21 protein-coding genes and 2 tRNA genes are annotated in these 22,601 nt (G+C 38.6%); 11 read left to right on the top strand and 12 right to left on the bottom strand.

Annotated features, from left to right (window positions below; genetic code table 11):
- Positions 1-182: 182 nt before the first annotated feature.
- The 4 genes from H5161_RS17390 to H5161_RS17405 form a co-directional block, all read right to left on the bottom strand.
- Complete coding sequence (locus H5161_RS17390; protein WP_182694075.1) at positions 183-1,430, bottom strand: amidohydrolase family protein; 1,248 nt, start codon at positions 1,428-1,430, stop codon at positions 183-185.
- A 12-nt stretch (positions 1,431-1,442) separates the two neighbouring features.
- Entirely contained in the window at positions 1,443-2,825 is a 1,383-nt protein-coding gene (locus H5161_RS17395; protein WP_002962503.1) for an amidohydrolase, read from the bottom strand.
- Between the two features lie 100 nt (positions 2,826-2,925).
- The gene (locus H5161_RS17400; protein WP_002962505.1) at positions 2,926-3,711 is read right to left on the bottom strand and encodes a hypothetical protein; all 786 of its coding nucleotides are present in this window, start codon (positions 3,709-3,711) and stop codon (positions 2,926-2,928) included.
- 226 nt (positions 3,712-3,937) lie between these two features.
- Positions 3,938-4,630, bottom strand: coding sequence for a hypothetical protein (locus tag H5161_RS17405; protein ID WP_024603971.1), 693 nt, complete (start codon positions 4,628-4,630; stop codon positions 3,938-3,940).
- A 124-nt stretch (positions 4,631-4,754) separates the two neighbouring features.
- Here H5161_RS17405 and H5161_RS17410 point away from each other — a divergent pair, with 124 nt between their 5' ends.
- Together H5161_RS17410 and H5161_RS17415 are read left to right on the top strand one after the other, a co-directional pair.
- Complete coding sequence (locus H5161_RS17410; protein WP_182734016.1) at positions 4,755-5,627, top strand: fructosamine kinase family protein; 873 nt, start codon at positions 4,755-4,757, stop codon at positions 5,625-5,627.
- 103 nt (positions 5,628-5,730) lie between these two features.
- Entirely contained in the window at positions 5,731-5,934 is a 204-nt protein-coding gene (locus H5161_RS17415) for a CPXCG motif-containing cysteine-rich protein (RefSeq protein ID WP_002962509.1), read from the top strand.
- A 1-nt stretch (position 5,935) separates the two neighbouring features.
- Here H5161_RS17415 and H5161_RS17420 read toward each other — a convergent pair whose 3' ends face one another.
- Positions 5,936-6,562 carry a riboflavin synthase subunit alpha gene (locus tag H5161_RS17420; protein ID WP_182673399.1) on the bottom strand — a complete coding sequence of 209 codons (627 nt, stop codon included), beginning with the start codon at positions 6,560-6,562 and terminating at the stop codon, positions 5,936-5,938.
- A 128-nt stretch (positions 6,563-6,690) separates the two neighbouring features.
- Here H5161_RS17420 and H5161_RS17425 point away from each other — a divergent pair, with 128 nt between their 5' ends.
- The 4 genes from H5161_RS17425 (at position 6,691) to H5161_RS17440 (ending at position 9,568) form a co-directional block, all read left to right on the top strand.
- Positions 6,691-8,061, top strand: coding sequence for an MATE family efflux transporter (locus H5161_RS17425; protein WP_182769749.1), 1,371 nt, complete (start codon positions 6,691-6,693; stop codon positions 8,059-8,061).
- Complete coding sequence (locus H5161_RS17430; protein ID WP_182769750.1) at positions 8,024-9,088, top strand: DUF3080 family protein; 1,065 nt, start codon at positions 8,024-8,026, stop codon at positions 9,086-9,088. The genes H5161_RS17425 and H5161_RS17430 overlap by 38 nt, the downstream gene beginning before the upstream one ends.
- A gap of 113 nt (positions 9,089-9,201) precedes the next feature.
- A tRNA-Val gene (locus H5161_RS17435) sits at positions 9,202-9,278 on the top strand.
- Between the two features lie 213 nt (positions 9,279-9,491).
- A tRNA-Val gene (locus tag H5161_RS17440) sits at positions 9,492-9,568 on the top strand.
- Between the two features lie 613 nt (positions 9,569-10,181).
- Here the strand turns inward: H5161_RS17440 and H5161_RS17445 are convergent.
- Entirely contained in the window at positions 10,182-10,685 is a 504-nt protein-coding gene (locus H5161_RS17445; protein ID WP_220486909.1) for a MarR family winged helix-turn-helix transcriptional regulator, read from the bottom strand.
- A gap of 190 nt (positions 10,686-10,875) precedes the next feature.
- Between H5161_RS17445 and H5161_RS17450 the strand changes: the two genes are divergently transcribed.
- The 3 genes from H5161_RS17450 to H5161_RS17460 all read left to right on the top strand — a co-directional run bounded on the left by H5161_RS17450 (position 10,876) and on the right by H5161_RS17460 (position 14,511).
- Positions 10,876-11,823: a PDR/VanB family oxidoreductase gene (locus H5161_RS17450; protein WP_182769751.1), complete on the top strand. Its 948-nt coding sequence runs from the start codon at positions 10,876-10,878 to the stop codon at positions 11,821-11,823.
- Positions 11,824-11,859: 36 nt separating this feature from the next.
- The gene (locus H5161_RS17455) at positions 11,860-12,912 is read left to right on the top strand and encodes an aromatic ring-hydroxylating dioxygenase subunit alpha (protein WP_058429815.1); all 1,053 of its coding nucleotides are present in this window, start codon (positions 11,860-11,862) and stop codon (positions 12,910-12,912) included.
- Positions 12,913-13,158: 246 nt separating this feature from the next.
- Complete coding sequence (locus H5161_RS17460; RefSeq protein WP_404936168.1) at positions 13,159-14,511, top strand: MFS transporter; 1,353 nt, start codon at positions 13,159-13,161, stop codon at positions 14,509-14,511.
- Positions 14,512-14,580: 69 nt separating this feature from the next.
- Here H5161_RS17460 and H5161_RS17465 read toward each other — a convergent pair whose 3' ends face one another.
- Together H5161_RS17465 and H5161_RS17470 are read right to left on the bottom strand one after the other, a co-directional pair.
- Positions 14,581-15,537, bottom strand: a complete 957-nt coding sequence (locus H5161_RS17465; protein WP_182769752.1) for a PDR/VanB family oxidoreductase — start codon at positions 15,535-15,537, stop codon at positions 14,581-14,583.
- A 14-nt stretch (positions 15,538-15,551) separates the two neighbouring features.
- Complete coding sequence (locus tag H5161_RS17470) at positions 15,552-16,643, bottom strand: aromatic ring-hydroxylating dioxygenase subunit alpha (RefSeq protein WP_058429818.1); 1,092 nt, start codon at positions 16,641-16,643, stop codon at positions 15,552-15,554.
- Positions 16,644-16,857: 214 nt separating this feature from the next.
- Here H5161_RS17470 and H5161_RS17475 point away from each other — a divergent pair, with 214 nt between their 5' ends.
- Entirely contained in the window at positions 16,858-17,574 is a 717-nt protein-coding gene (locus tag H5161_RS17475) for a GntR family transcriptional regulator (RefSeq protein ID WP_182695750.1), read from the top strand.
- Positions 17,575-17,673: 99 nt separating this feature from the next.
- Here H5161_RS17475 and H5161_RS17480 read toward each other — a convergent pair whose 3' ends face one another.
- From H5161_RS17480 to H5161_RS17490, 3 genes are read right to left on the bottom strand one after another with little or no spacing between them, the layout of a single operon-like run.
- On the bottom strand, positions 17,674-18,864 hold the full coding sequence (locus H5161_RS17480; protein ID WP_182716395.1) for an acetyl-CoA C-acetyltransferase: 1,191 nt from the start codon (positions 18,862-18,864) through the stop codon (positions 17,674-17,676).
- Complete coding sequence (locus H5161_RS17485; RefSeq protein ID WP_182769753.1) at positions 18,861-19,532, bottom strand: 3-oxoacid CoA-transferase subunit B; 672 nt, start codon at positions 19,530-19,532, stop codon at positions 18,861-18,863. Before H5161_RS17485 ends, H5161_RS17480 begins: the two co-directional genes overlap by 4 nt.
- Before the next feature lie 2 nt (positions 19,533-19,534).
- Entirely contained in the window at positions 19,535-20,251 is a 717-nt protein-coding gene (locus H5161_RS17490) for a CoA transferase subunit A (RefSeq protein ID WP_182769754.1), read from the bottom strand.
- 98 nt (positions 20,252-20,349) lie between these two features.
- Here H5161_RS17490 and H5161_RS17495 point away from each other — a divergent pair, with 98 nt between their 5' ends.
- Entirely contained in the window at positions 20,350-21,243 is an 894-nt protein-coding gene (locus H5161_RS17495; RefSeq protein ID WP_182769755.1) for a LysR family transcriptional regulator, read from the top strand.
- A gap of 19 nt (positions 21,244-21,262) precedes the next feature.
- On the opposite strand, the gene H5161_RS17500 is transcribed toward H5161_RS17495, so the two are convergent.
- A complete protein-coding gene (locus H5161_RS17500) occupies positions 21,263-22,465 on the bottom strand; it encodes an MFS transporter (RefSeq protein WP_182769756.1) in 1,203 nt (400 codons plus the stop codon).
- Positions 22,466-22,601: the final 136 nt, after the last annotated feature.

Below are 22,601 nucleotides of genomic sequence, written 5' to 3' on the forward strand. Positions count from 1 at the left end.
ATTATTTAATTATTTAATTATTTAATTATTTAGTATCATACCAATTCGCTTAATTAAGTGATCAACTTTGAGGCAAGAAAATCTTGTCGATAACAAGGCAAAAATTTCGTTATTTAGTTGCTCTATATCAGAAATTTTTAACGCAGTTACCGTCAGATTTAATCCCTCAAATTGATTAAGTATTATTGCGGGTTGGTATAAGCACGTGGCATTTTTGAATCTGTCGTATAGCGGTCACGCAGTTTATCTTGACGAGATTGTGTAGATACCTCAACGCCATTTATAAACATTTTGCTTACATGGCTGCTTAACTCAAACGGGTCATTACTCCATATTACTACATCAGCAGCTTTGCCAACTTCAAGGCTACCTGCATTAATGCCAAATACATCAGCAACGTTTGATGTTAGCGCTTTTAACGCACCTTCTTGGCTCATACCATAAGACACAGCATTACCAGCATCAAAACGCAGCTGATAAATATTGTGACTTGCATCGCCACCTACCGTTAATAATACTTTAACGCCTGCTTTTTCAAGCACACTAGCATTATCTAAACTCGCATGAAGCGAATCAAAGCTTCCTGGTAAGCTATCCATTGCACTAATAATCACTGGAATATTTGCTTTAGCAACGCGCTCTTTTACTACAACAGCATCTTGCGCACCGTTAAGTACTAGGTTAATACCAAATTGCTCTTTTACTTTAATTAGCTCAATAATATCCGCCGCACGCGAAACGCCAACCACTAATGGCATTTCACCACTGAGTACTTTAGCCATTACTTTATCTTCAGTACTTGGCTTGTCGTCATCTTTTTTCGCTTTTTTACCAGCTTTATTTTTGTGCTCATCAAGCTTATTAATAAGTGTTTGCAAAGTAAAAGCACGTGAGCCTTTACTACGCTCACCTAAGTAAACAATTAAAGCCGCTTGTTTTTGCATGTCACTGTCAAAACTACCACTTAAATCAACAACACTCGCAAGGCCTGAAAAAATGCTATCGCCGCCATGAGGAGTAATTACATCGCGTGTTACGCCGCCTTTACGAGCGTAAGGAATTAAGCTTGAATGTGCGTTGTAAGCAAGGCTTACATCAAAATCAATACCGGCTTTTTCCTCACCTGCATCGCGAGAGCCTGCAACTGCACTTACTTCAACTAAACCAAGTTGATTAATACTTGCTATAAAGCCAGGAGTTACAATTTGCCCTTTTGCATCAATAATTTGATCTACTTTAATTTCAGTTGGGTTAATCGCTGTGATTTTACCATCTGTCATTACTATGCTTGCCGCTTCTAATACACCTTGATCAGAAGACGTATGCAATGTTGCATTAATAATTGCTAGCGATTGTGCGCTTACAGCACCAGATGCTAATAATCCTGCAGCAACCAGAGAAAGCGAAAACGAACGTGATAAATTTTTCATTCTGGGTGCTCCTTATTGTTGACCTAACATAAAATCACTTGTTGCTTGGTACGCGCTGTCGTTTCTATCGTAAACCTTTGCACCATCAACAAACACTTGTTCAGCTTTAGCATAGACACTAAATGGGCTTTGATTCCAAATAACAACATCGCCCTGCTTACCCGCTTCTAGTGAACCTGTTTTGTCATCAATACCTAGCGATTTAGCAGCGTTAGACGTGATCCATTTAATAGCGTGTTGCTCAGAAATATCAAAACCATTTTCGTTAGCTCGGTACATCACCTTGCCCGCTTCTTGGTTTAAACGCTGAATAGTAGTATCTGAATCTGAGTGAACAACTGCACACGAGTTTTTAACCGCATCAACAATAGCTACGTTTTCTTGAACCATGTCGTAGGCTTCCATTTTAAAGCCCCACCAGTCTGGCCAAAGTGCAGCACACGAACCATTTTGCGCAAGTAAGTCAGCAATTTTATATGCTTCTACACCGTGATGAAAAGTACCTGCGTGGTAACCAAATTCTTTTGACAGGTCAATCATCATTGCCATTTCTTCAGCTTTATAACAATGATTATGAATACGTACTTCGCCTTCAAGCACACCGCGAAGCGTATCGTGTTTAATATCACGTACTGGCGCTTCTGGGTTTAAACCGGCTTCATAATCGGCATCGTATTTATCCCATGCACGTTTGTACTCAGCGGCTTCAGCCCATGCCATACGGTAACCAGCCATATTACCCATACGGGTTGAAGGCAATACACCTTGACGACCATAAACACGTTTAGGGTTTTCACCACACGCCATTTTTAAACCATACGGCGCCTCTGGAAATTTCATCCCTTGCATAGTGTGCGCTGGTACGTTTTTAAGCGTAACGCCGCGTCCACCAAATAAGTTAGCTGAGCCTGGTAAAATTTGTAGAGAAGTAATGCCGCCTTCGCGTGCACGATTAAAGCCTGGATCTTGTGGCCAAACAGAATGCTCGACCCACACTTCTGCAGTGTTAGGGCTGGTCATTTCGTTACCATCTTGATGCGACTCGACCGACGGACTTGGGTATGCGCCTAAATGTGAATGTACATCAATAATACCCGGTGTTACCCATTTTCCTTGTGCATCAATTGTAATATCAGCAGTGGCTGTTAAGTCTTTACCGACTTGTTGTACTTTACCATCAACAAGTAATACATCAGCCTCATCTAAACGCTCACCAGTACCGGTAAGTACTGTTGCATTTGTAATAAGAGTGCTTGATGTAGAAAGTGGCTGATAAGTACTTGGGTAAGGATTTTTGTTAATTGTTATTTTATCGTCTTGTGGGCCGTTTTCTTGGCAGCCTACAAGTGCAGCAGCTAAGCCAACCGCTAATAAAGAAGGTGCAAATTTTTGCATGTTGTTTGGATCTCCTGTTTTTTTGCTACTTTAGCGAAAGCTAAGGAATAAAGCCAAAAAAACAGGTGAAAACGCAGTTAATTAAGATGAATTTCTGTAATTATTTCTTTATATAATTGTTATATAGCTTTTCAAGCGCACCTTCGGTGGTAAGCGAAGGATCTTTACTAATAAAGTGCTTAACCGTACGCGTTACAAAATCAGAGTTTTGCTTATGTAGCTTAGAAAAATCTTTAATAAGTGTATTACCATCTTTAGCCGCAGTTACTTTGTCATGACGATGACGATACTGGCTCAATGCTTTATTAAAATCGCCTTGATAGTCTTCAACCAAAATTTTATAAAAGTCGCTTTTTTGAACATTTAAATCGTTAATGCAGTAATTTAACGCCTCTTTAAAGTCGGTAAATATCATGCCTTCTACATCAAACTCTTTTGTTTTTTCGCGCACTGCTACTTTGGCATCTTCTGTGGCATAGCTAAAACCCGTAAAGGCTAAACGCTCAGCGGCTTCTTTTCCTAATTTCATACCCGCTTGAATACTATGGGCAAACTCGTCGCTCATGTCGCCAAGTTCGCTTTCTTCCCACATGTTATAAACGCGCAGTGGTTTAGCATATTTATTTGAGAGCTTTTTTTTAAGCTTGGTAAAGCGCTCATCAATCGTCATCAGTCTTTCGTTATGTAAAAGTGCGTGGCACTCATAACACGCAGGGATAGAGATAAAGTCAGCCTCTTCACCTAAATCAACGATACTTTGTAGCATATGTAGTGGCGGACAATGATCGCGCTCTGTCGCTTCACAGCCACAATAAAAACACTGATTAAAATGCTGCTGATCGCACGCGTATGCTTGCTGATAATAACTGGCTAACGTTTTGCTCACCGTTGCTCCTAAAAAAACACGACTAAATTATGGGGGCGATAATAACAGCCTGAAAAAATAAGTTATACCAATTGCATTAAATTAGTGCTCTATTATTTCACTAAGAAAATAGTGCAATAACAGGCACAAATAACAACGTGTAGTTATTCTATACAAATAATTTTTAACGCAGTAAGTACACTATTTAATGCTATCGAATGATTAAGTTTTTTATTAGTCGCTAGATTTAAATAACGGCCGCTATTAAACCAAATAAACCACCAAACACACCGCCCCATACTACAAGCCAGCCTAGGTGCTCGCGGATCATGGTCTGAATAATCTCTTTAACCATTTTAGGAGTAAGCTCATCTAAGCGCTCATCAACTAGTTTAAGCACCGTTTTATGTAGGCTTTCTGCGCTATTACCTTGTGAAAGTGTTTGGCTTACTAATGCTTTAAAGTCGTCAGTTTGAGAAATCTCACTAAGCGACAATTGCATTTTTTCAATAAACTTTTCACGCATCGGCTCTATTGCCGCTGTACCGCCAAACATTCCTAGCATACTACCAAACTGAGACTGCTCTATTACCTCTAACAAATTGTCGAATGCAGGGTTTAGATCAACATTGCTAATTATTGGCTCAAAGTCGATATTGGGCTGCGCTTTATTGAGTAAATTATTAATTTTTTGCTCTGAAAAAAACTCCGTTAATATCAGGTTTCGTATAGCGACTTTAAAGCTTTCAAACTTAAGCGCTATAACACCAGAACCATATAAAAACGGGACTTTTTCGAATAACATATGAATAGCTAATAAATTAGTTACCGCGCCAGAAAGTGCAAATAAACCAACAGACAACACAATTGCTTGGTTAAACATAAAACCTACAACAACACATAAACCCGCTAGCAAATTGGTTATTAAACTTTTGTTCATTTTAACTCCACTACAGTAAGTGTAATTTTATTCAATATAGCCGTTAATTTTACAACGTTTAGATTGTTAAATTAATACCTTTTTGCCATAGTTTAAGTATCTGTTTAAAAGGCGAGCAATTGTTATGTGGAAAACAGTAAATGAGCACATCAGCCGAGCCATCAATTTTGACTTTAAGCACACCTACAAACGCCAGTTACAAAGTACAAACACCGACAAACTATTTCATATTACCAATGGTACGCATAACTACCTCGTTAAAATAGCACTAAAAAGCGAGCTCGAGCGTTTAGAAAGTGAATTTATTGGCTTAAAGCTTTTGGCGCAAAATAGTAATTTTAAAGTACCTGAATGTATTACAACTGGTGCAAATATAGAGTTTTCGTTTATTGTTTTACAATGGCTCGTTTTAGATAAACAACCCCACGACACGTGGACTAATATGGGGCGTAACCTCGCTAAAATGCATCAAAAACATGACCAAGCTATGTTTGGTTTTGATGTAGATAATTATCTAGCCACAACCATACAGCCAAACCGCTGGCACAAAAAGTGGGATGTATTTTACGCCGAAGAGCGTATAGGGTGGCAATTACAACTACTCGCTGAAAAAGGCATTAACTTTATTGAGCCCGAACGCTTAATTAATACCGTAAAAGAGCAACTACATAGCCATCAAGTACAACCTTCATTACTGCATGGCGATTTTTGGCGTGGCAATATGGGATTTTTAAAAGCAGAACCAACAATATTTAACCCGGCTTGTTATTATGGTGATCGGGAAGTGGATATTGCAATGAGCGAACTATTTGCCCCACTGCCTAAAGACTTTTATAGCGCCTATAACGCGCACTACCCGCTTTCTCAAAATTACGAAAAACGTAAGTTAATATACCAGCTATACCCCATTTTAAATCATGCCAACATCTTTGCCGGTCACTATCTTACTGAAGCTAAACAACATATAGAAAAGCTGGTATTTGAAGGTATAAAATAAATGTCATAAGCTGCATTTGAGCACTATATTTAATGAGTAAGTAGACGTTCATCTGTAAGCGATTAAGTTGAACCTAACTTAATTATTTATAACTGGAGTGATTATGAAAGATTTTTTATCACAACGAATAACGTGCCCACACTGCGGACACCACATACATCTAGACTTAGACGCAAGCAGCGGCGATCAAGACTATATAGAAGATTGCACTGCCTGCTGTAACCCAATTCATTTAAATATGCATATAGACCATGCTAATAATAAATTGGAGCTACACGTAGACAGTGACGACGAACAAATATTTTAACTTAAGCCTGATGGCGTAAGTAGTTCTCTACCGTATTTACAATAGTGTAAGTTTGCTGATCAACTTCAATATTAAACTTGTCACCCACTTGCGCTGCACCAATGTTTGTAATGGCGAGCGTTTCGGGAATTAGGTGTATCCAAAAACCTTGTTCATCAACTTCGCCTACGGTTAAGCTTGCGCCATTTATAGCAACAAAGCCTTTATATAACACATACTTTTTCCACTCTTTTGGCAAGCTTAATTGTATTTTACAGTTATTCTCAAGTTTCACTATTTGAGAGATTTGTGACGTACAATGAATATGCCCAGACACTATATGCCCACCTAGCTCAGTACCAAACGTAACAGAGCGTTCGTAATTTACTAAACTACCTAGCTCAAGCAAGCCTAAATTAGTTAACTTTAGAGTTTCGTCAATCACATCAAAATGCACTTGCGCCACCACATCATGATTACTTAGCTCAACTTGCACAACCGTTAAACAACAGCCATTAATAGCAATACTTGCGCCTAAATCTAAATGCTTAACGTACTCATCGCTCACCGATACAACTAAGCGTAACACACCATCAGCTTGAGTTTTAGAGACCACTGTTGCTTGTGTTTGCACTATTCCTGTAAACATAAAATCACTTAAAATTATTACAAAGTGCTAGTTTAACGTATCAACTCATAAAATCATTCACTACTGTGATTTTTATTTGAAACGCAATAGATTACAATTGCCGCCTGTTTTATTTAATAGCTTTTTTTATGACCTTTTGCAATTGGGAAGCCAAGCGTTTACTTTCCCTAGCCTTACCCGTTTTTTTAGCACAAGTTACACTTATTTTAATGTCGGTAGTCGACACAATTATGGCCGGCCAAGTTAGCCCTACTGACTTAGCTGCACTTTCTATTGCAACAGGAATATGGAACCCATTATTACTTGCTCTGCAAGGTATTTTATTAGCGCTTACTGGTATTATTGCGCAGTTTTCGGGCAGCGATGACCGCAAAGGCATTAGCCACTATTTTCAACAAGCGCTTTATTTAACCGCTATTTTAAGCTTTACAGGTTTTGGTATTGCCCATTTAGCAGATGCCATTATTTTAAAGCTCGATACAACGCCTGCTATTGCAAACCTTGCCATTGACTACATCCATTTTGTGAAATGGGGTGTGTTTGGATTTTTAATTTTTACAGTATACAGAAACGTTACCGAGGGCATGGGGATGACCAAACCCGCCTTTTATATAAGCCTATTAGGTTTAGCCGTTAATATTCCAGTAAATTATATTTTCATAAATGGCTTATTTGGTTTTCCTGCTTATGGCGGCGCAGGCTGTGGCATTGCCACAGCAATTGTTTTAACTGTTATGGCAATAGCACAAGTCACTTACTGCCGAATGAGTAAAAAGGTAGATGCTAGAGGCCTTCTTTCATCATTCGAAAAACCTAATTTCACTACCATTGGTATTATTACTAAGCTAGGTATACCAATTTCACTTGCCACCTTTTTTGAAGTCACTTTATTTGCGTGTATACCGCTATTTATTGCGCATTTAGGAGCAGTGGCAGTATCGGGGCACCAAATAGCAGCGAGTGTAACTACATTGCTGTTTATGATGCCACTGAGCCTCTCTATCGCTATAAGTATTCGTATTGGTAATCTATATGGTCAAAATAATTTACAGCAGTTAAAAGTTGCCGTATCGACTAGTTACATATTAGCTATTGTAATTGCACTATTTTTGGCACTTATGACTTTTACAGGTCGTGATTTAATTAGCCAACTTTATACCGACAGTCCCGCAGTAATGGCTCTGGCTTCATCAATTATGATACTAGCGTGTGTCTACCAGTTACCCGATGCATTACAGGTTGCTGCAAATGGCATGCTTCGTGGGTTAAAATACACCACGCCTATATCGTATATTACGTTTATATCGTATTGGTTAATCGGCTTTTGTTTAGGTTACGTATTGGCAAGAACAGACATAATTGTGCCAGCTATGGGGCCGCATGGCTTTTGGGTTGGAATAATAGTAGGCCTTAGTGTCGCTGCTATTTTATTAATGCTAACAGTAAGAAAGCGTCTAAAATATGAATTTGTTAACAGTGATTCACTCAATCAAAACTAATAAACTCAGCCTTAAAACATTACCAGCTGCTTTGCTGGTAATGTGTTTTTTAATGCTTACAGGCTGCAACAAACCACAAAGTACTGTAAACGCTACTTATATTGAACGCTTAAGTAGCACAGTTAATGCAAGCACCACAGAGCCTGCGCCACTCAAGCAACTCCCTTTACTGCAGCCTCCCCCAATAGCACAAAGTGACTTAACACTGAGTATTGTGGAGCTTGCAGGCATTAGCCAATGTAAGCTTAACGTGCTTATAAGTGAGCACAATAACCAATTAGGAAAAACAGCCAGCGCTGCTGGGCAATTTAAATATCAAATAAACTTTATTAAAAGTGCGCAGGTTTGCTTAAATACGCTTGATAAAAATAGCCCTAGTTACACAAAAATACTCGCAGCCAAAAACTATAAAGAAACACACCTAATGTACTTTTTTAATACCATGTTATTTAAAGAACCTGAGTTAAATCGTACCTGGCAACTCACCTCAAACGAGCTAACTACTGAACCCGCTGGTTTTCGCGATACCATATTTGCGCTAAAGCAACTTGCACTCATTAAGCAGCAAATTAAGGCTAAAGAATTTAGTACAATTAATAGCGACTCTATTTTTAGCGCACTCGAGCAGCTTAATAAATTTCAATTTAACCAAGCACTCATTCAATCAGTCCGTAGGCAGGTCGTGTTAAATAACAACGCTACACAGTTTGTACAAACACTAAACTTTAATACGCTATGTCCAGAGGGTAAAAATAATAAAAACGCAAAAATCATAAGCAACATATTTCAAAAGTTTTACCTAAAAGAAATTCAGCCCTATCAAGCGCAATTAACTGGTTATCTAGAGGTACTACAACCGCTTTATAAAGAGCTTTGGTTTAACGAAAGTATCTCAAGCCCTCAAATTAATAACTTAGTAAAAACGGGCTCAACAAGTAACTTACTGAACTTACTTAAAAGCTCAGCTAAAAAACATGTGGTTTGGTGGCAAGGTTTTTATAAAACGTGTGAAATAAGCCCAATATGAATAAAAAAACGGCAAATAAACTTAAAAACAACAAACTTGCTTGATTCACCAACCGCCACGCTATATATTAGCCGCCGTTGTTAAGCAATTAACACTTACTTAAATAAAGTAATACGACTGTAGCTCAGTTGGTTAGAGCACTACCTTGACATGGTAGGGGTCGGTGGTTCGAATCCACTCAGTCGTACCAACGTTTAAAAAAGTATAATTGAAGGAAAAAGCACTACCTACTCTTGATCACCCGGTCCAAAGGTCAGTAGTTCGAATCCACTCAGTCGTACCAACATTTAAAAAAGTATAATTGAAGGAAAAAGCACTACCTACTCTTGATCACCCGGTCCAAAGGTCAGTAGTTCTAATCCACTCAGTCGTACCAACATTTAAGTAAAACCTCAAAAATTGTACGACTGTAGCTCAGTTGGTTAGAGCACTACCTTGACATGGTAGGGGTCGGTGGTTCGAATCCACTCAGTCGTACCACTTCAAAGTAATAAAAAAAAACTAAAAATACCGAAGAATAAGCACTACCTACTCTTGATCACCCGGTCCAAAGGTCAGCAGTTCGAATCCACTCAGTCGTACCAACATTTAAGTAAAATAAATAAATAAATAAAAGTATATCTGAAGGAAAAAGCACTACCTACTCTTGATCACCCGGTCCAAGGGTCAGTAACTCGAATCCATTCAGTCGTACCAACATTAATAAACGTATAATTGAAGGAAAGAGCACTACCTAATCTTGACCACCGGTCCAAGGGGCAGTAACTCGAATCCACTCAGTCGTACCAATTAAACTATACATTTTAAACGGTTAAAAACCTAAATAATCTATCTATATAATTTTTAAGCTGAATTTAAATTCTAAGTTTTTATTATTTTGTATTCAAAATTTAGAACTAACTAGAGCCAAATCCAAAAAACCGTCCTAAATATTATGCTTTTCATCGAGTTGTTCCTAAAACAATATCTGAACGCCTAAAGCTATTTTCAGTTAAAATAGACCACTTCTTAGCAAGTGTATAACTTTACAGTAGTTTAGATTGAGCAACAAAAAATTTAAACAATTACCTTTCAACAGTTTGAGGAAGAATCCCTATGTGGTATTACTTACCTTAAACTCATTTACTTGCTTAATGTTTTTATTTAGTTTTAACAATACCTCAATAAGTGTATCAAGCTCTTTTTGTGAAACCCCTTGTAATAACAATCTTTCTCGCTCTAAAGCTACATAGAGAATTTTATCATGTAACTTTTCACCTTTTTCCGTCAGCTTTGCTAATGATGAACGACCATCTTTAGCATTTTTTATAAAGCTAATATGGCCTAACGTTTGTAATTGTTTTAAAGCTCGACTCACAGCGGCTTTATCTAAACCAATGACCTGACAGATGCGATTTGCAGAAATATTTGATTCCACCTTGAGCATTGCTAATACACGCCACTCAATAACGCCTACATTAAAGTTTTTTCGATAGCATACAGATGCACCACTTGAGAGTTTATTAGAAAGAAAATTTACAAGCGCAGGTATATATCGTTCAAGATCTAGCTGCTTAGCACTAGGTTCTTTGGGTTTAGAAGGCATTGGTTTTTCCAATTTTTAGGTATAAATAAATTTTACTAGGTAAATCTTGAGATTAAAACTATTTATGATCATTGCTTATTACGAGCAAAGAGTTTTACATTCATAACGTTAACACTAAGTTAATCTCTACACCCAAATTATAGTTGACACCTCAACTATAATTCAACATTATAAACATAAAGTAACAAACATTAGGAACTTTATGTTTTCAGTAAACGTACGCAGTAAAAAGGTTGAAACACCTAATATTGTCAGTTTTGAGCTAATACCTATAAATGGGCAAGCTTTACCTAAATTTGATGCGGGTAGCCACATTGATGTGGTGCTTAATGATAAAATAACTCGTCAGTACTCACTTATCAGCCATCCTCAATCCGATGAGTTTTATAAAATAGCTGTATTAAAAGATGCCAATTCACGAGGAGGCTCAATTGCACTTCACTCTGATGTGCAAGTCGGTGATACATTATCAATTTCTGATCCTCGCAACCTCTTTGCACTCAATTCAACTCATAATAAAGCACTATTATTCGCAGGCGGTATAGGCATTACTCCGATAATCTCAATGGCAAGAGAGCTTGATATTAACGGCGTTGATTTTGAGCTTCATTATCATGCTAAATCCCCCGTAGAGGCTGCTTTTTATCAAGAATTGCTAGAGTGTTCATTTTCTGAAAAGGTATTTTTTCACTTTTCAACCCAGCCAAAAAAAGATGCCAAAGAACTTATTGGTGAATTTAAAACGAATACGCATTTATACACTTGTGGCCCAGCAGCTTATATGGAATATATTTTTGACAGTGCAAAATCAAATAACTGGAAAGACGAGTACTTACACAAAGAAAATTTTAAAGCTGAACCTAAAGCAGAAGGTACTGAAGATATTCCGTTTAAGCTCATTTTGAGCCGTTCAGGCTTAGAAATTGATGTTTCTGCAGAGCAAACCGCATTAGAAGCAATGGAAGATGCGGGTATTGAGTTAGACGTATCATGCGAAATGGGAATTTGCGGGACATGCGTTACCTCTGTGACATGCGGTATACCCGACCACAGAGATGAATTCTTTACTGCTGATGAAAAGGCAAAAAACGATAGGTTCACACCCTGTTGTTCAAGAGCGTTAAGCGACTCTCTAACGCTAGATTTATAGAGAAAATTTTAACACTAGACTTTACACGAGACACTTATGACCACACATACACAAACTAATTCGGACACTAAAACCCCCTTTCCTCTTAACATGTGGTACTTAGCAGCACTAAGCAAAGAGTTAACCGACAAGCCACTAGCTCGCACTTTATTAAACACCCCTATAGTTTTATTTAGAGATGCACAAGGCCATGCTAGCGCACTTGAAGATCGTTGTTGCCATCGCCAACTACCTTTATCGATGGGAACACTTGAAAAAGAAGGATTAAGATGCGGTTATCATGGTCTATTATTTAATGGCCAAGGCCAATGTCTTGAAGTACCAGGGCAAAAAAAAGTTCCAAGAAAAGCAAAAGTAACGCCTTTTACACTTAAAGAGCAAGATGATTTAATTTGGATTTGGTTTGGTTCAGAGCAAGGCTCAACCCCTGATCAAGACCCACCTCGCTATCTTTATCATTCTGACGAAAAATATGTTTACGATGGTGATGTATATCACTACCAAGCACCATTTCAACTCATACATGACAATTTACTTGATCTTAGCCACTTAGGTTACGTACACCTTAAAACGATTGGTGGTGACGCTAAAACGCATATGCATGCACAAATGGATGTAGAAGCTATAGGTGATAAAGTGACCGTAAAACGTTACATGCCAAATTCAACCCCGCCACCAACATATACAGCTGCTTATCCATTTAAAGATAAAATAGATCGCTGGCAAGAAATTGAATTCTATCCATCACATTTAAGGATATGGACTGGCGGTATTGACGCAAACAGTGAATCGGTAACTAACCCTAACCGTGGCGGCTTTCATATGCGTGGCTTACATTGCATAACTCCAGAGACAGAAGAAACATGTCATTATTTTTGGACTATATCAACAAACCCAACAACTGATATTGAAAACGTAAAACAAAAAGTAGTAGAACAAACTCGTTACACGTTCAATGAAGACAAAGTGGTTATTGAAGCGCAACACAAATCAATGAAGCACTTTAAAGGGCAACCTATGATTGATATCCATGTTGATACCGGTGCAAATCACGCTAGGCGAATAATTAAGCGCTTATGTGAAGCTTAAAGGCTTGTTTTAATTATATTAACTCAAACTGAGGTATTACTTTTTCAATGGCCTACAAAGTAATACCTCATCATATTGGACCAAAAATACGCTAATTAAAAATTACGTAGATACTTAGTAGACCAGCTTGCTACCTCTGTTGCTATTAGCAATAATAAACGCATTAAAAAACCCATGTTCTCAAACACCACCTTTTATTATTTTTATAGTCTATGCGTTTAAGGATCATATTTGTTTAAACTCCCTATTACTAACATCGCGCTTATAATTGTATGCAGCGGATCTATTATCGGACCTCTCGGCATGGCCGGCGTCAACATAGCTATTCCAAATCTTGCCGAGGATTTACAAGCAAGCGCTAAAATGATTGGTTGGATGCCGACCCTTTACTTACTTAGTAGCGTGATATTTATGCTGCCTTGCGGGAAAATAGCCGATAACTATGGTCGAAAACGAGTATATGCATTTGGTTTAGGCCTAAATGCACTAGCATCACTGATGTGTGCTATTGCGTCATCAATTGAATGGGTACTTTTTTGGCGTTTTGTACAAGGCGCTGCAGGTGCCATGATTTTTGGTATTGGTGTTGCAATTATTACTTCTATTACGCCAAATAATAAAAGAGGCATGGCACTGGGCACCTCTGCAGCGTGTGTGTATATAGGCTTAAGTGCAGCCCCTGCAATAGGCGGTTGGCTCACCGAAATATGGGGATGGCGGGCTGTATTTTACTCTCAAATTCCGCTTGTCCTTCTGCTACTACTTGCTATTAAACTTTTTTTACATGGTGAGTGGAAAAACGATAAAAAATCCTCGTTTGACTGGTGGGGTACTGCGCTTTTCTCACTCTTTGCAATATGTTTAGTATTAGGACTCAGTGATTTACCCACTATGACTGGATGGGGTTTAACATTACTTTCGGTAATAAGCTTAGGATTATTTATTATTCACCAAAGTAAAAGCAGGCGACCACTAATCAGAGTACAAATGTTCTTAGAAAGCAGAGTATTTAGCTTATCGCTGTCTACATCGTTTTTAATGTACGCCAGTAATTTTTCATTGGCTTTTTTGTTAAGCTTATATCTGCAGTATATTAAAGGGTTAAGTCCTTCTCATGCTGGCCAAATCGTGTTACTGCAAGCGGTTTCTATGGCCATTATGGCACCATTGTCCGGTAAACTTTCAGATAAATTACAGCCACGCATAATAGCTACATTTGGCTGTATAATTGTTATGGTCAGCTTTTTTTTACTATCACTGTTATCTATGGACTCAAGTATCACATACATTAGTGGCTCACTGTTATTGTTAGGTATTGGCTTTGGCTTATTCTCAACGCCTAACAATAATGCAATTATGGGTGCTGTAGATAAGAATGAGTTAGGCGTAGCCTCTTCTTCCATGAATTTATCACGAACAATTGGTAATTTATTTGGAATGAGCTTGGTAAATTTAATTGTGCATTATTACTTAGGGGACAGCACGTTTTCAGCGCAACATAGTCATGCTTTAATGAGTACAATTTCACTCGCGTTTAACGTGTCTTTAGGCTTTGTAATTCTAGCAAGCTGTATCTCGGCATTTCGTGGGAAAGCCTAAATTATGCGTTGCTGATACGGGTTACACGTATAAAAGTAATTATAAATCGTTTTATACGTGTAAGTGTATTTATAAATCGAGTGTTATGGACCCTGTTTTTGCTCTTGAACAACACGGCATAATCAACTTGCCTTGTGCTTTTTCTTTGTCTGTTAAAAAAACATCGCGATGTTCCGGATTGCCTTCCACTACACCAGTTTGGCAAGTGCCACAAACTCCTGATTCACACGCAACTGGTATAAATATCCCATTAACCTCTAGCACTTGAGAGATAGACTGCCCTTCGCCTACAGTAAACTGTTTACCTGAGCTAGCAATTTTTATAGTGAATGACGTGTCTTCTGAAATATTTTCAGCAACCACTGGTGCGGCGAAGTACTCTCGATGCAATCTCTCCTCAGACCAACCCAGCAAACAAGCATGATTTAATACATATGTTATAAACTCAGCAGGGCCACATATATACAAGTCAGTATCATGAATATGCTCACTTAGCACCTGTTCTACATCCATACGACCCGATTGCAATTCTTGGCTAAAGTGAAACGCTATTTTATCGCTAAACGACCCTAATTTTAATGCTTCAACAAATGCTGCAGTTTCAGAAGATTTAGCGCAATAGTGAAATGCGAAAGGTGTCCCTAAACTATGTAATGTTTGAGCCATCGTTAATAATGGCGTAACCCCTATTCCACCTGCAATCAGTAATGTATTTTTCTTTGGATTCAGCAATGAAAAGTGATTTTTAGGTTCACTTACTTCGACTCTATCGCCTATTTGTAGGCTATGTATCTCTGCTGATCCACCACGAGATTGAGGATCTTTTAATACTGCAATTTCGTAGTAACGTGGGTCGCACTGTAACCGACATAGAGAATATTGACGAAGCAAACCATTTGGTAGCTTTATATCAATATGTGCACCTGCCTCAAATGGGGGCAAATCCTCATTGTCAGCGCATCCAAGTACGAGCCTAACAACCGCCTTTGCTTCAACGACCACATTTTTAACAATAACTGAAATCATCCTAATTCCCTTTGTTAAAATGTTACTGATTGGAGCGGTAGCTCGTCTGTAGATATATTTTTCGCATTTATTTCTTTATCGATTAAACGCTCAATGATACGTCGCGACTGAACACCACCGGCATCTATATCAAGCTTTAAAAGATCAAATTGCGGGAAACTCTTCAGATTTTGCTGCTGACGTTCTAATACCTCTAAATCTTCTTGGAAAATACTGCCTTGCCCTTCTCTAATTTTATCAGTTAATGTAACGTCTTGAGCATTAAAGTTACGTGCCATCCCCCAAAAGTACCACATCGTATTTTCAGTCTCAGGAGTAATAAAATCAACCACTGTACTGCTCGCTTTTTTATTCTTTGGTGCATCAAAACCACCATAACCAGCATGTGCTACACCCACATCAATCATTACATGTGATGGCGGCATAAAGCGACAAATTTGCCAACGGTCTACTGGTGTATCCGATGCAAGCCCATTACCCTCCAGAGCAGTTCGCCAAAATGGCGGTGCCATAATATTTTCCATATAACGGCGACAAAAAACTTTATCGCCTTCTACTTCAGTTTGCACCGGAGACTCATCAATTTCTTTTTGGCCTATACTACTAGCATGAACGTAGGTTTCATGTGTTAAGTCCATTAGATTATCGATCATTAAACGATAGTCGCATTTTATATGATACAACCCCCCCCCATAGGCCCAAGTATCATCTTCAGCCCAAGGTAAGTGTGGGATAAGATCTGTATTTGCAGCCTCTTTATCACCAGGCCAAACCCAGATAAAGCCAAAGCGCTCCTCAACTGCAAATGACTTCATACACGGAAATCTCTGCACACGTTGCAGCGGCATTTCTTTTGTTTTACCGTCCTCACCCATTTTTAGACCATGATAGCCGCATACAAGCAAGCCGTCCTCAACATACCCTAAAGATAAAGCTGCGCCACGGTGTGGACAAAAATCTAGCACCGCAGCTACTTTTCCATCCGCCTGACGATAAAAAGCAATACTTTGATCACACACTTTTCGGCCGAGTGGTTTATTGTGATTGATTTCATCACTCATTGCCGCCACATACCATGTATTTTTAATAAAGGTCTGCTTAGCCATACCTTGATCTCCTGTTGTGTTTTTGTTGTCATTGGATCCAATATAAACTAATAATCCAGATAAATAAAACAAAAATGCGTAAATTGGATCCATATAATTTTCTTTTTTGCACTTTTAGTCACGCTTTAGTTGTAAATTCACACTATTTCAATGACTATATGCAGTGTAGATTCCTAATTGGATCCAGTTTAAAAAGTAATTGAGGTAATTTTTTATGACTAAGTCAGGCCAAAATGCAGTAACCACATTGCGACAAATGATTTTAACTGGAGCACTAAAAACCGGAGAAAGGCTCGTTGAAATTGCTACTTCTGAACGTCTAGGTGTTTCAAGAACGCCTGTAAGAATTGCATTTAGAACACTTGAACAAGAAGGTTTGTTGACCAAACTTCCTAGGCGTGGCTACGAAGTCCGCTCAGTTTCACCAATTGAAATTGAAGGCGCTATTGAAGTAAGAGGAGTATTAGAGGGCCTAGCTGCTCGACAAGCTGCTGAAAACGGCCTTAACGAAGAACAAAAACATGAAATACAATCCCTTCTTGCTTGTGGTGATTTATTATTTGAAGGGGCCGAACTAACTGAAGATGACTTAGCAACCTACCATGATATGAACCGCCGTTTTCATCTACTAATTATTGAAGCGTCGGGTAACTTGGCTATCCAGGCTGCACTATCTAAAAATGAGCACCTACCATTTGCCTCGGTAAGCGCGCTTGCCATCGACAAAAATAATATGCAAAAAGAGTTTAAACGCTTTGCATTTGCACATCAGCAACATCACCACGTATTTCATGCAATGCTTTCTCGCCAAGGTGCTCGTGCTGAAGGAATTATGCGTGAGCATGCACAAGCAACACTCGGTTACGATCGAAACTATCACCGAACAGAGCTTAAAAACAAACTCACAGTTATTTCGCACGCAAATAAATAACATGCACAGAAGTGTTACTCACTCTTACATATTGAGGGAGCCATATTCTATAAGATATAAAGCTTGCTAATGAAGGAGGCCTTTAAATATTAAAACTTATTAAGCCTTTGTGCGCTCACGCGAGACCAACATAGCAATGCCCATACCACCACCAATACAAAGTGTTGCTAACCCTTTTGTTTTATTAGCTCGCTGCATTTGATATATCAGCGAGACTAAAATACGACAACCTGAAGCTCCAATTGGATGACCAAGTGCAACCGCCCCTCCGTTAACATTTACTTTATTGCTATCTAGCCCCAGCGCAGTATTTACATACAAAGCTTGAGCCGAAAATGCCTCATTAGCTTCAATTAAATCAATCTCATGCACTTGCCAGCCCGCTTTTTTACACACAGCCTGCGTGGCCGCTATTGGGCCAGTGCCCATGTAAAGCGGCTCAACACCTTCGCAAGCGGTAGCTTCAATCACAGCTAAAATAGGTAAGTTTAACTTTTTTGCATACTCGTCTGTAGTAACCACCACCATCGCTGCGCCGTCGTTAATAGTCGAACTATTTCCAGCAGTAACTGAACCGTCTTTTTTGAACGCAGGCCTAAGCTTACTAAGGTTTATAATTTGTGTATCAGCTTTTACTGATTCATCAACATCAAAACTCTTGATATCGCCTCCACGTTTTGCAATATAAATAGGGGCAATTTCATCTTTGAATAAACCACTGCTAATAGCATTTGCTGCTTTTTGCTGTGAATGAACTGCAAATTCATCTTGTTCCGCTCTAGAAACAGCAAATTTTTCAGCTATATTTTCAGCTGTAATTCCCATATGTATATTTTCGCGACTATCCCACAAACCATCTTTTATCAGGCTATCAACCAAAGATAAGTCACCTAATTTTTTAGGTACTCTATTATTGGGTAATACGTGCGCCGCCTGAGACATACTTTCTTGCCCACCAGCAACCACCATTTTAGCATCACCGCAAAGAACTGATTGCGCAGCCAATTGCACCGCTTTTAGTCCTGAGCCACATACGTGATTAATAGTAAAAGCAGACACATTAATAGGTAGTCCGGCATTAAGTGCTGTCTGCCTTGCTGGATTTTGGCCACAACCAGCTGTTAGCACCTGCCCTAAAATCACCTCCTCAATGTGTGGCTTTACTTGCGGTGTTTCATCAAGAACGGTTTTAAGTAACTGACTACCTATTTCAATAGCTGATAGGCTTGATAAACTTTGTCCAAAACCACCAATTGCGGTTCTTTTTGCAGCAACAATAACAGCCTTCATGCTACCACCTCGGGCAAGTCCATTTCGGGTACATGCTCAGGAATAACAAGCTCACCTGCTGTTAACCGTTGAATATCTTCTACCGAGACATTCGGCGCCCTTTCTAACAAATGAAATTTACCGTCTTTAATTTCTATAAAAGCTAAATCAGTTAATACTTTTTTAATACAGCCCTTACCAGTTAGTGGTAGTGTACAATTTGCTAATAACTTTGATTCACCATGCTTTGATGCATGGGTCATAGTGACAATAATGTTATCGGCACCCGCCACTAAGTCCATAGCACCTCCCATTCCTTTAATTAACTTCCCGGGGACCATGTAAGACGCAATATTACCATTCACATCTACTTCAAAGGCACCTAATACAGTTAAATCAACATGGCCACCACGGATCATGGCAAACGACTCTGCACTATCAAAAATTGAGGCGCCGGTTGCCATAGTCACCGTTTGTTTGCCTGCATTGATTAAATCAGCATCAAGTTCATCTTCTGTTGGAAATTGCCCCATACCTAACAATCCGTTTTCTGATTGAAGCATCACTTCAATGCCTTCAGGCACATAGTTAGCAACAAGCGTTGGAATACCAATACCTAAGTTTACGTAGTATCCATCTTGTAGTTCTTGCGCAACACGCATTGCTAATTGCTCTCGGGATAAAGCCATTTTTAAACTCCTAAAACTTGTGAAGCACGAGTTGTGCGTTGTTCTATACGTTTTTCAAATGAACCTTTAATAACCCGATCCACATATATCCCAGGGGTATGAATTTCATCGGGATCTAATTGCCCTGCTTCAACAATTTCTTCAACTTCAACAACCGTAACTGTGCCAGCTGTTGCAACTAAAGGATTAAAATTACGTGCTGTTTTTCGATAAACTAAATTACCATATGTATCAGCTTTCCAAGCTTTAACAATGGCAAAATCACCTTTAATCGACTCTTCTAAGATGTAAGTTTTACCATTAAAGTTACGTTCTTCTTTTCCTTGTGCAACCTGAGTTCCATAACCCGTTGCGGTGAAAAAGGCAGGAATACCGGCACCACCGGCACGCATTTTTTCGGCTAATGTACCTTGAGGTGTCAATTCAACATCCAGTTCACCAGACATCATTTGTCGCTCAAACTCTGCATTTTCACCAACATAAGACGCAATGATCTTTTTGATTTGTCGTTTTGCTAGCAGCAACCCTAAACCAAAGTCATCAACACCACAGTTATTCGACACAAGCGTTAACCCCTTAGTACCTTTTTTTTGTATTTCCTTAATTAAATTCTCTGGTATACCGCATAAGCCAAAGCCACCAGCTAAAACGGTCATACCGTCTTCAAGTCCTTCAAGCGCTTGAGAATACGTAATTACTACTTTATTAAATCCAGCCATTGTTTAAGTCCAAATTAAGAATGTGTTTATTAGTTTGACAACAAAGCAAGATATAGTTAATTTTATAATTATGTTTTATTAATTAGTTTTTCTTATAAATGAATATAAAACAATTGAAGGCATTTACGCAGGTGGCTTCCAGCCTAAGCTTTGTAGAAGCCGCAGCTAAATTACACTTATCGCAACCCGCGCTTAGTTTAAGTATCAAAAATTTAGAAGAGAGCTTGGGCGGTAAATTATTAACTCGCACAACACGTACATTAGTACTCACCCAAGAAGGTAAAGCATTTTTACCTGTCGCTAAAAACTTATTAAACCAAATAGACGCAGCAGAACGAGAGATGAAAAAGCGATTTACACTGGATCTTGGGCATACATCTATCGCAGCCATGCCCTCTTTTGCCAGTTCAATTTTGCCAAAAATAATTAAGCGTTTTCATACAAAGTACCCAAACATAAAACTCTCAGTGGACGATGTGTTATCTGATACGGTTATTGACTTGGTAAATGCTGACTTGGTGGAACTCGGTATTTCATTTGAGCCTAAACATAATGGTGACTTAGTATTTCATCCGCTGTATAAAGATCAATTTATTGTGGTTTTACCTCAATTTCATCCGCTTGCTAAGTGCCATAGTATTAGTTGGTCGGAGCTACTAAAGTTTGAGTTAATTACTCTGCAAAGTCCCTCTTCTGTCAGAGGGCTAATTGAAGACACTCTCTCGCAGCATAACATTGCACTCAACCCTGCATTTGATGCGCACCAGTTAGCGACTGTTATAAGGATGGTGAGTAATAATTTAGGAGTGGCTGTTGTACCTGCACTTTGCAAAGAGCAAGCATTAGAAGCAGGCGTAATATGCAGAGAAATAAATTCCCCTATTATTGCAAGACGTGTAGGCGTTATTTCTAAACCTATCACGTCTTTATCTATCGCGGCTAAATCAATGCTTGAAACAATTAAGCTCTATTCATTGGAGTTAAGAGATTGAATTTAGGCCCATTGAATGTTCAAACAGGTGCCCTATTTGTATCATCACACTTTAAATCTCTTGCACCTTTACTTTTTAGTGCAGCGACCAGCGATGCAATTGCACAACAAATAGCAATTAGCACAAGCACAGCACTCAAAGAGTCCAATGTTTTTTGAAGTAAAGTTACAACAATAGGTGCTGTAAACTGACCTAAAAAGAACATACCCGTCCACATCCCAGTTCCTTTACCACGTACATTTTCAGGGAGTAGCTTTAATACCCATGTTAAAGTCGTTGGTAATAAAGAGCCAAAACCCAAGCAACCAATAAAAATAGCTATTGATGAAATTACAATTGAAGAAGACACTGCTGTTGCAAAGTAACCAAAGGCACTTAAACCAAAACCAACACATAATAAAAGTGGCCCTGAGATATGCTTAATTTTTCCGTAACAAAATGCACCTAATGCAACACCTATATTTGCTAAAGCTCCTATTCCGCCAATAATAGCGGGCGTCACTGCCTGACTAATCGACAGTACTTCACCTAGTTTTACAATCATAGAATAAAAAATAATACCAACAAATAGTGTTATAAATAATAGAGGCAGTACTTTTTTTACAGGGAATCCCGTGAGTTGTTTGTCCTCATTTGCTCTTACTTTAGGTTCAAATAAGTTTAAAGCAACCAGCAAAGCAACAGGCAAGGCAAGTAAGTATAAAACAAATGGGCCTCTTGAACCCAATACTTCACCCAACATACCGCCAAGTGCAATGAGAAAAATAGCACTTAAGCTCACTGACGCTATTTGTATAGAAATCCATTTTTGTCTTTCTTTTCCTATGAAGTAGTCAGCAATTAATGCGGTAGCAATTGTCATAATAACCGCTTCTGTAATACCTAAAAAAATACGAGATACTATTATATGAGATAAACTTTCCAAGAAATAAGGTAATACCCCAACAGCGCTGTATATTAACAGAGCAAAAATAAGGAGCGACTTCCTGCCAAACTTATCAGAAAGAGAACCCGCAATTGGAGAGAATACAGCAACACAGAGTGCAGGAATAGTCATAGCAATAGGCACTAAAACCTCATAACCACTAATATGCTTAAACTCTTCAAGTAACATAGGCAGCACAGGAACAAGGGAGATGACTGCCATAACAGGCATAATAGCCGCTAAAATTAAAATAATACCGTGTTTAGTAGAAGCCACAGTGGGCGAGATAGTATTCATAAAAACTTCCTTTAATTATTGTGTGTTTTGCTTAGTGTGTTGTCGGGTCATTAAATACAAACCCGAAGGCTCCACTATGTGTTGAAAGTTTCCAATTGTAGAATTTAATATTTAGATAGAATGTATCACGTAAATA

The organism is Pseudoalteromonas sp. SG43-5, from assembly GCF_014164345.1.
Taxonomy (GTDB): Bacteria; Pseudomonadota; Gammaproteobacteria; order Enterobacterales; family Alteromonadaceae; genus Pseudoalteromonas; species Pseudoalteromonas distincta.

What these genes read in the sequence shown, in the direction of transcription:
- H5161_RS17390 (WP_182694075.1), bottom strand. Translation starts at nt 1,430, where the DNA reads ATGAAAAATTTATCACGTTCGTTTTCGCTTTCTCTGGTTGCTGCAGGA.
- H5161_RS17395 (WP_002962503.1), bottom strand. Translation starts at nt 2,825, where the DNA reads ATGCAAAAATTTGCACCTTCTTTATTAGCGGTTGGCTTAGCTGCTGCA.
- H5161_RS17405 (WP_024603971.1), bottom strand. Translation starts at nt 4,630, where the DNA reads ATGAACAAAAGTTTAATAACCAATTTGCTAGCGGGTTTATGTGTTGTT.
- H5161_RS17410 (WP_182734016.1), top strand. Translation starts at nt 4,755, where the DNA reads ATGTGGAAAACAGTAAATGAGCACATCAGCCGAGCCATCAATTTTGAC.
- H5161_RS17415 (WP_002962509.1), top strand. Translation starts at nt 5,731, where the DNA reads ATGAAAGATTTTTTATCACAACGAATAACGTGCCCACACTGCGGACAC.
- H5161_RS17420 (WP_182673399.1), bottom strand. Translation starts at nt 6,562, where the DNA reads ATGTTTACAGGAATAGTGCAAACACAAGCAACAGTGGTCTCTAAAACT.
- H5161_RS17425 (WP_182769749.1), top strand. Translation starts at nt 6,691, where the DNA reads ATGACCTTTTGCAATTGGGAAGCCAAGCGTTTACTTTCCCTAGCCTTA.
- H5161_RS17430 (WP_182769750.1), top strand. Translation starts at nt 8,024, where the DNA reads ATGAATTTGTTAACAGTGATTCACTCAATCAAAACTAATAAACTCAGC.
- H5161_RS17450 (WP_182769751.1), top strand. Translation starts at nt 10,876, where the DNA reads ATGTTTTCAGTAAACGTACGCAGTAAAAAGGTTGAAACACCTAATATT.
- H5161_RS17455 (WP_058429815.1), top strand. Translation starts at nt 11,860, where the DNA reads ATGACCACACATACACAAACTAATTCGGACACTAAAACCCCCTTTCCT.
- H5161_RS17465 (WP_182769752.1), bottom strand. Translation starts at nt 15,537, where the DNA reads ATGATTTCAGTTATTGTTAAAAATGTGGTCGTTGAAGCAAAGGCGGTT.
- H5161_RS17470 (WP_058429818.1), bottom strand. Translation starts at nt 16,643, where the DNA reads ATGGCTAAGCAGACCTTTATTAAAAATACATGGTATGTGGCGGCAATG.
- H5161_RS17475 (WP_182695750.1), top strand. Translation starts at nt 16,858, where the DNA reads ATGACTAAGTCAGGCCAAAATGCAGTAACCACATTGCGACAAATGATT.
- H5161_RS17480 (WP_182716395.1), bottom strand. Translation starts at nt 18,864, where the DNA reads ATGAAGGCTGTTATTGTTGCTGCAAAAAGAACCGCAATTGGTGGTTTT.
- H5161_RS17485 (WP_182769753.1), bottom strand. Translation starts at nt 19,532, where the DNA reads ATGGCTTTATCCCGAGAGCAATTAGCAATGCGTGTTGCGCAAGAACTA.
- H5161_RS17490 (WP_182769754.1), bottom strand. Translation starts at nt 20,251, where the DNA reads ATGGCTGGATTTAATAAAGTAGTAATTACGTATTCTCAAGCGCTTGAA.
- H5161_RS17495 (WP_182769755.1), top strand. Translation starts at nt 20,350, where the DNA reads ATGAATATAAAACAATTGAAGGCATTTACGCAGGTGGCTTCCAGCCTA.
- H5161_RS17500 (WP_182769756.1), bottom strand. Translation starts at nt 22,465, where the DNA reads ATGAATACTATCTCGCCCACTGTGGCTTCTACTAAACACGGTATTATT.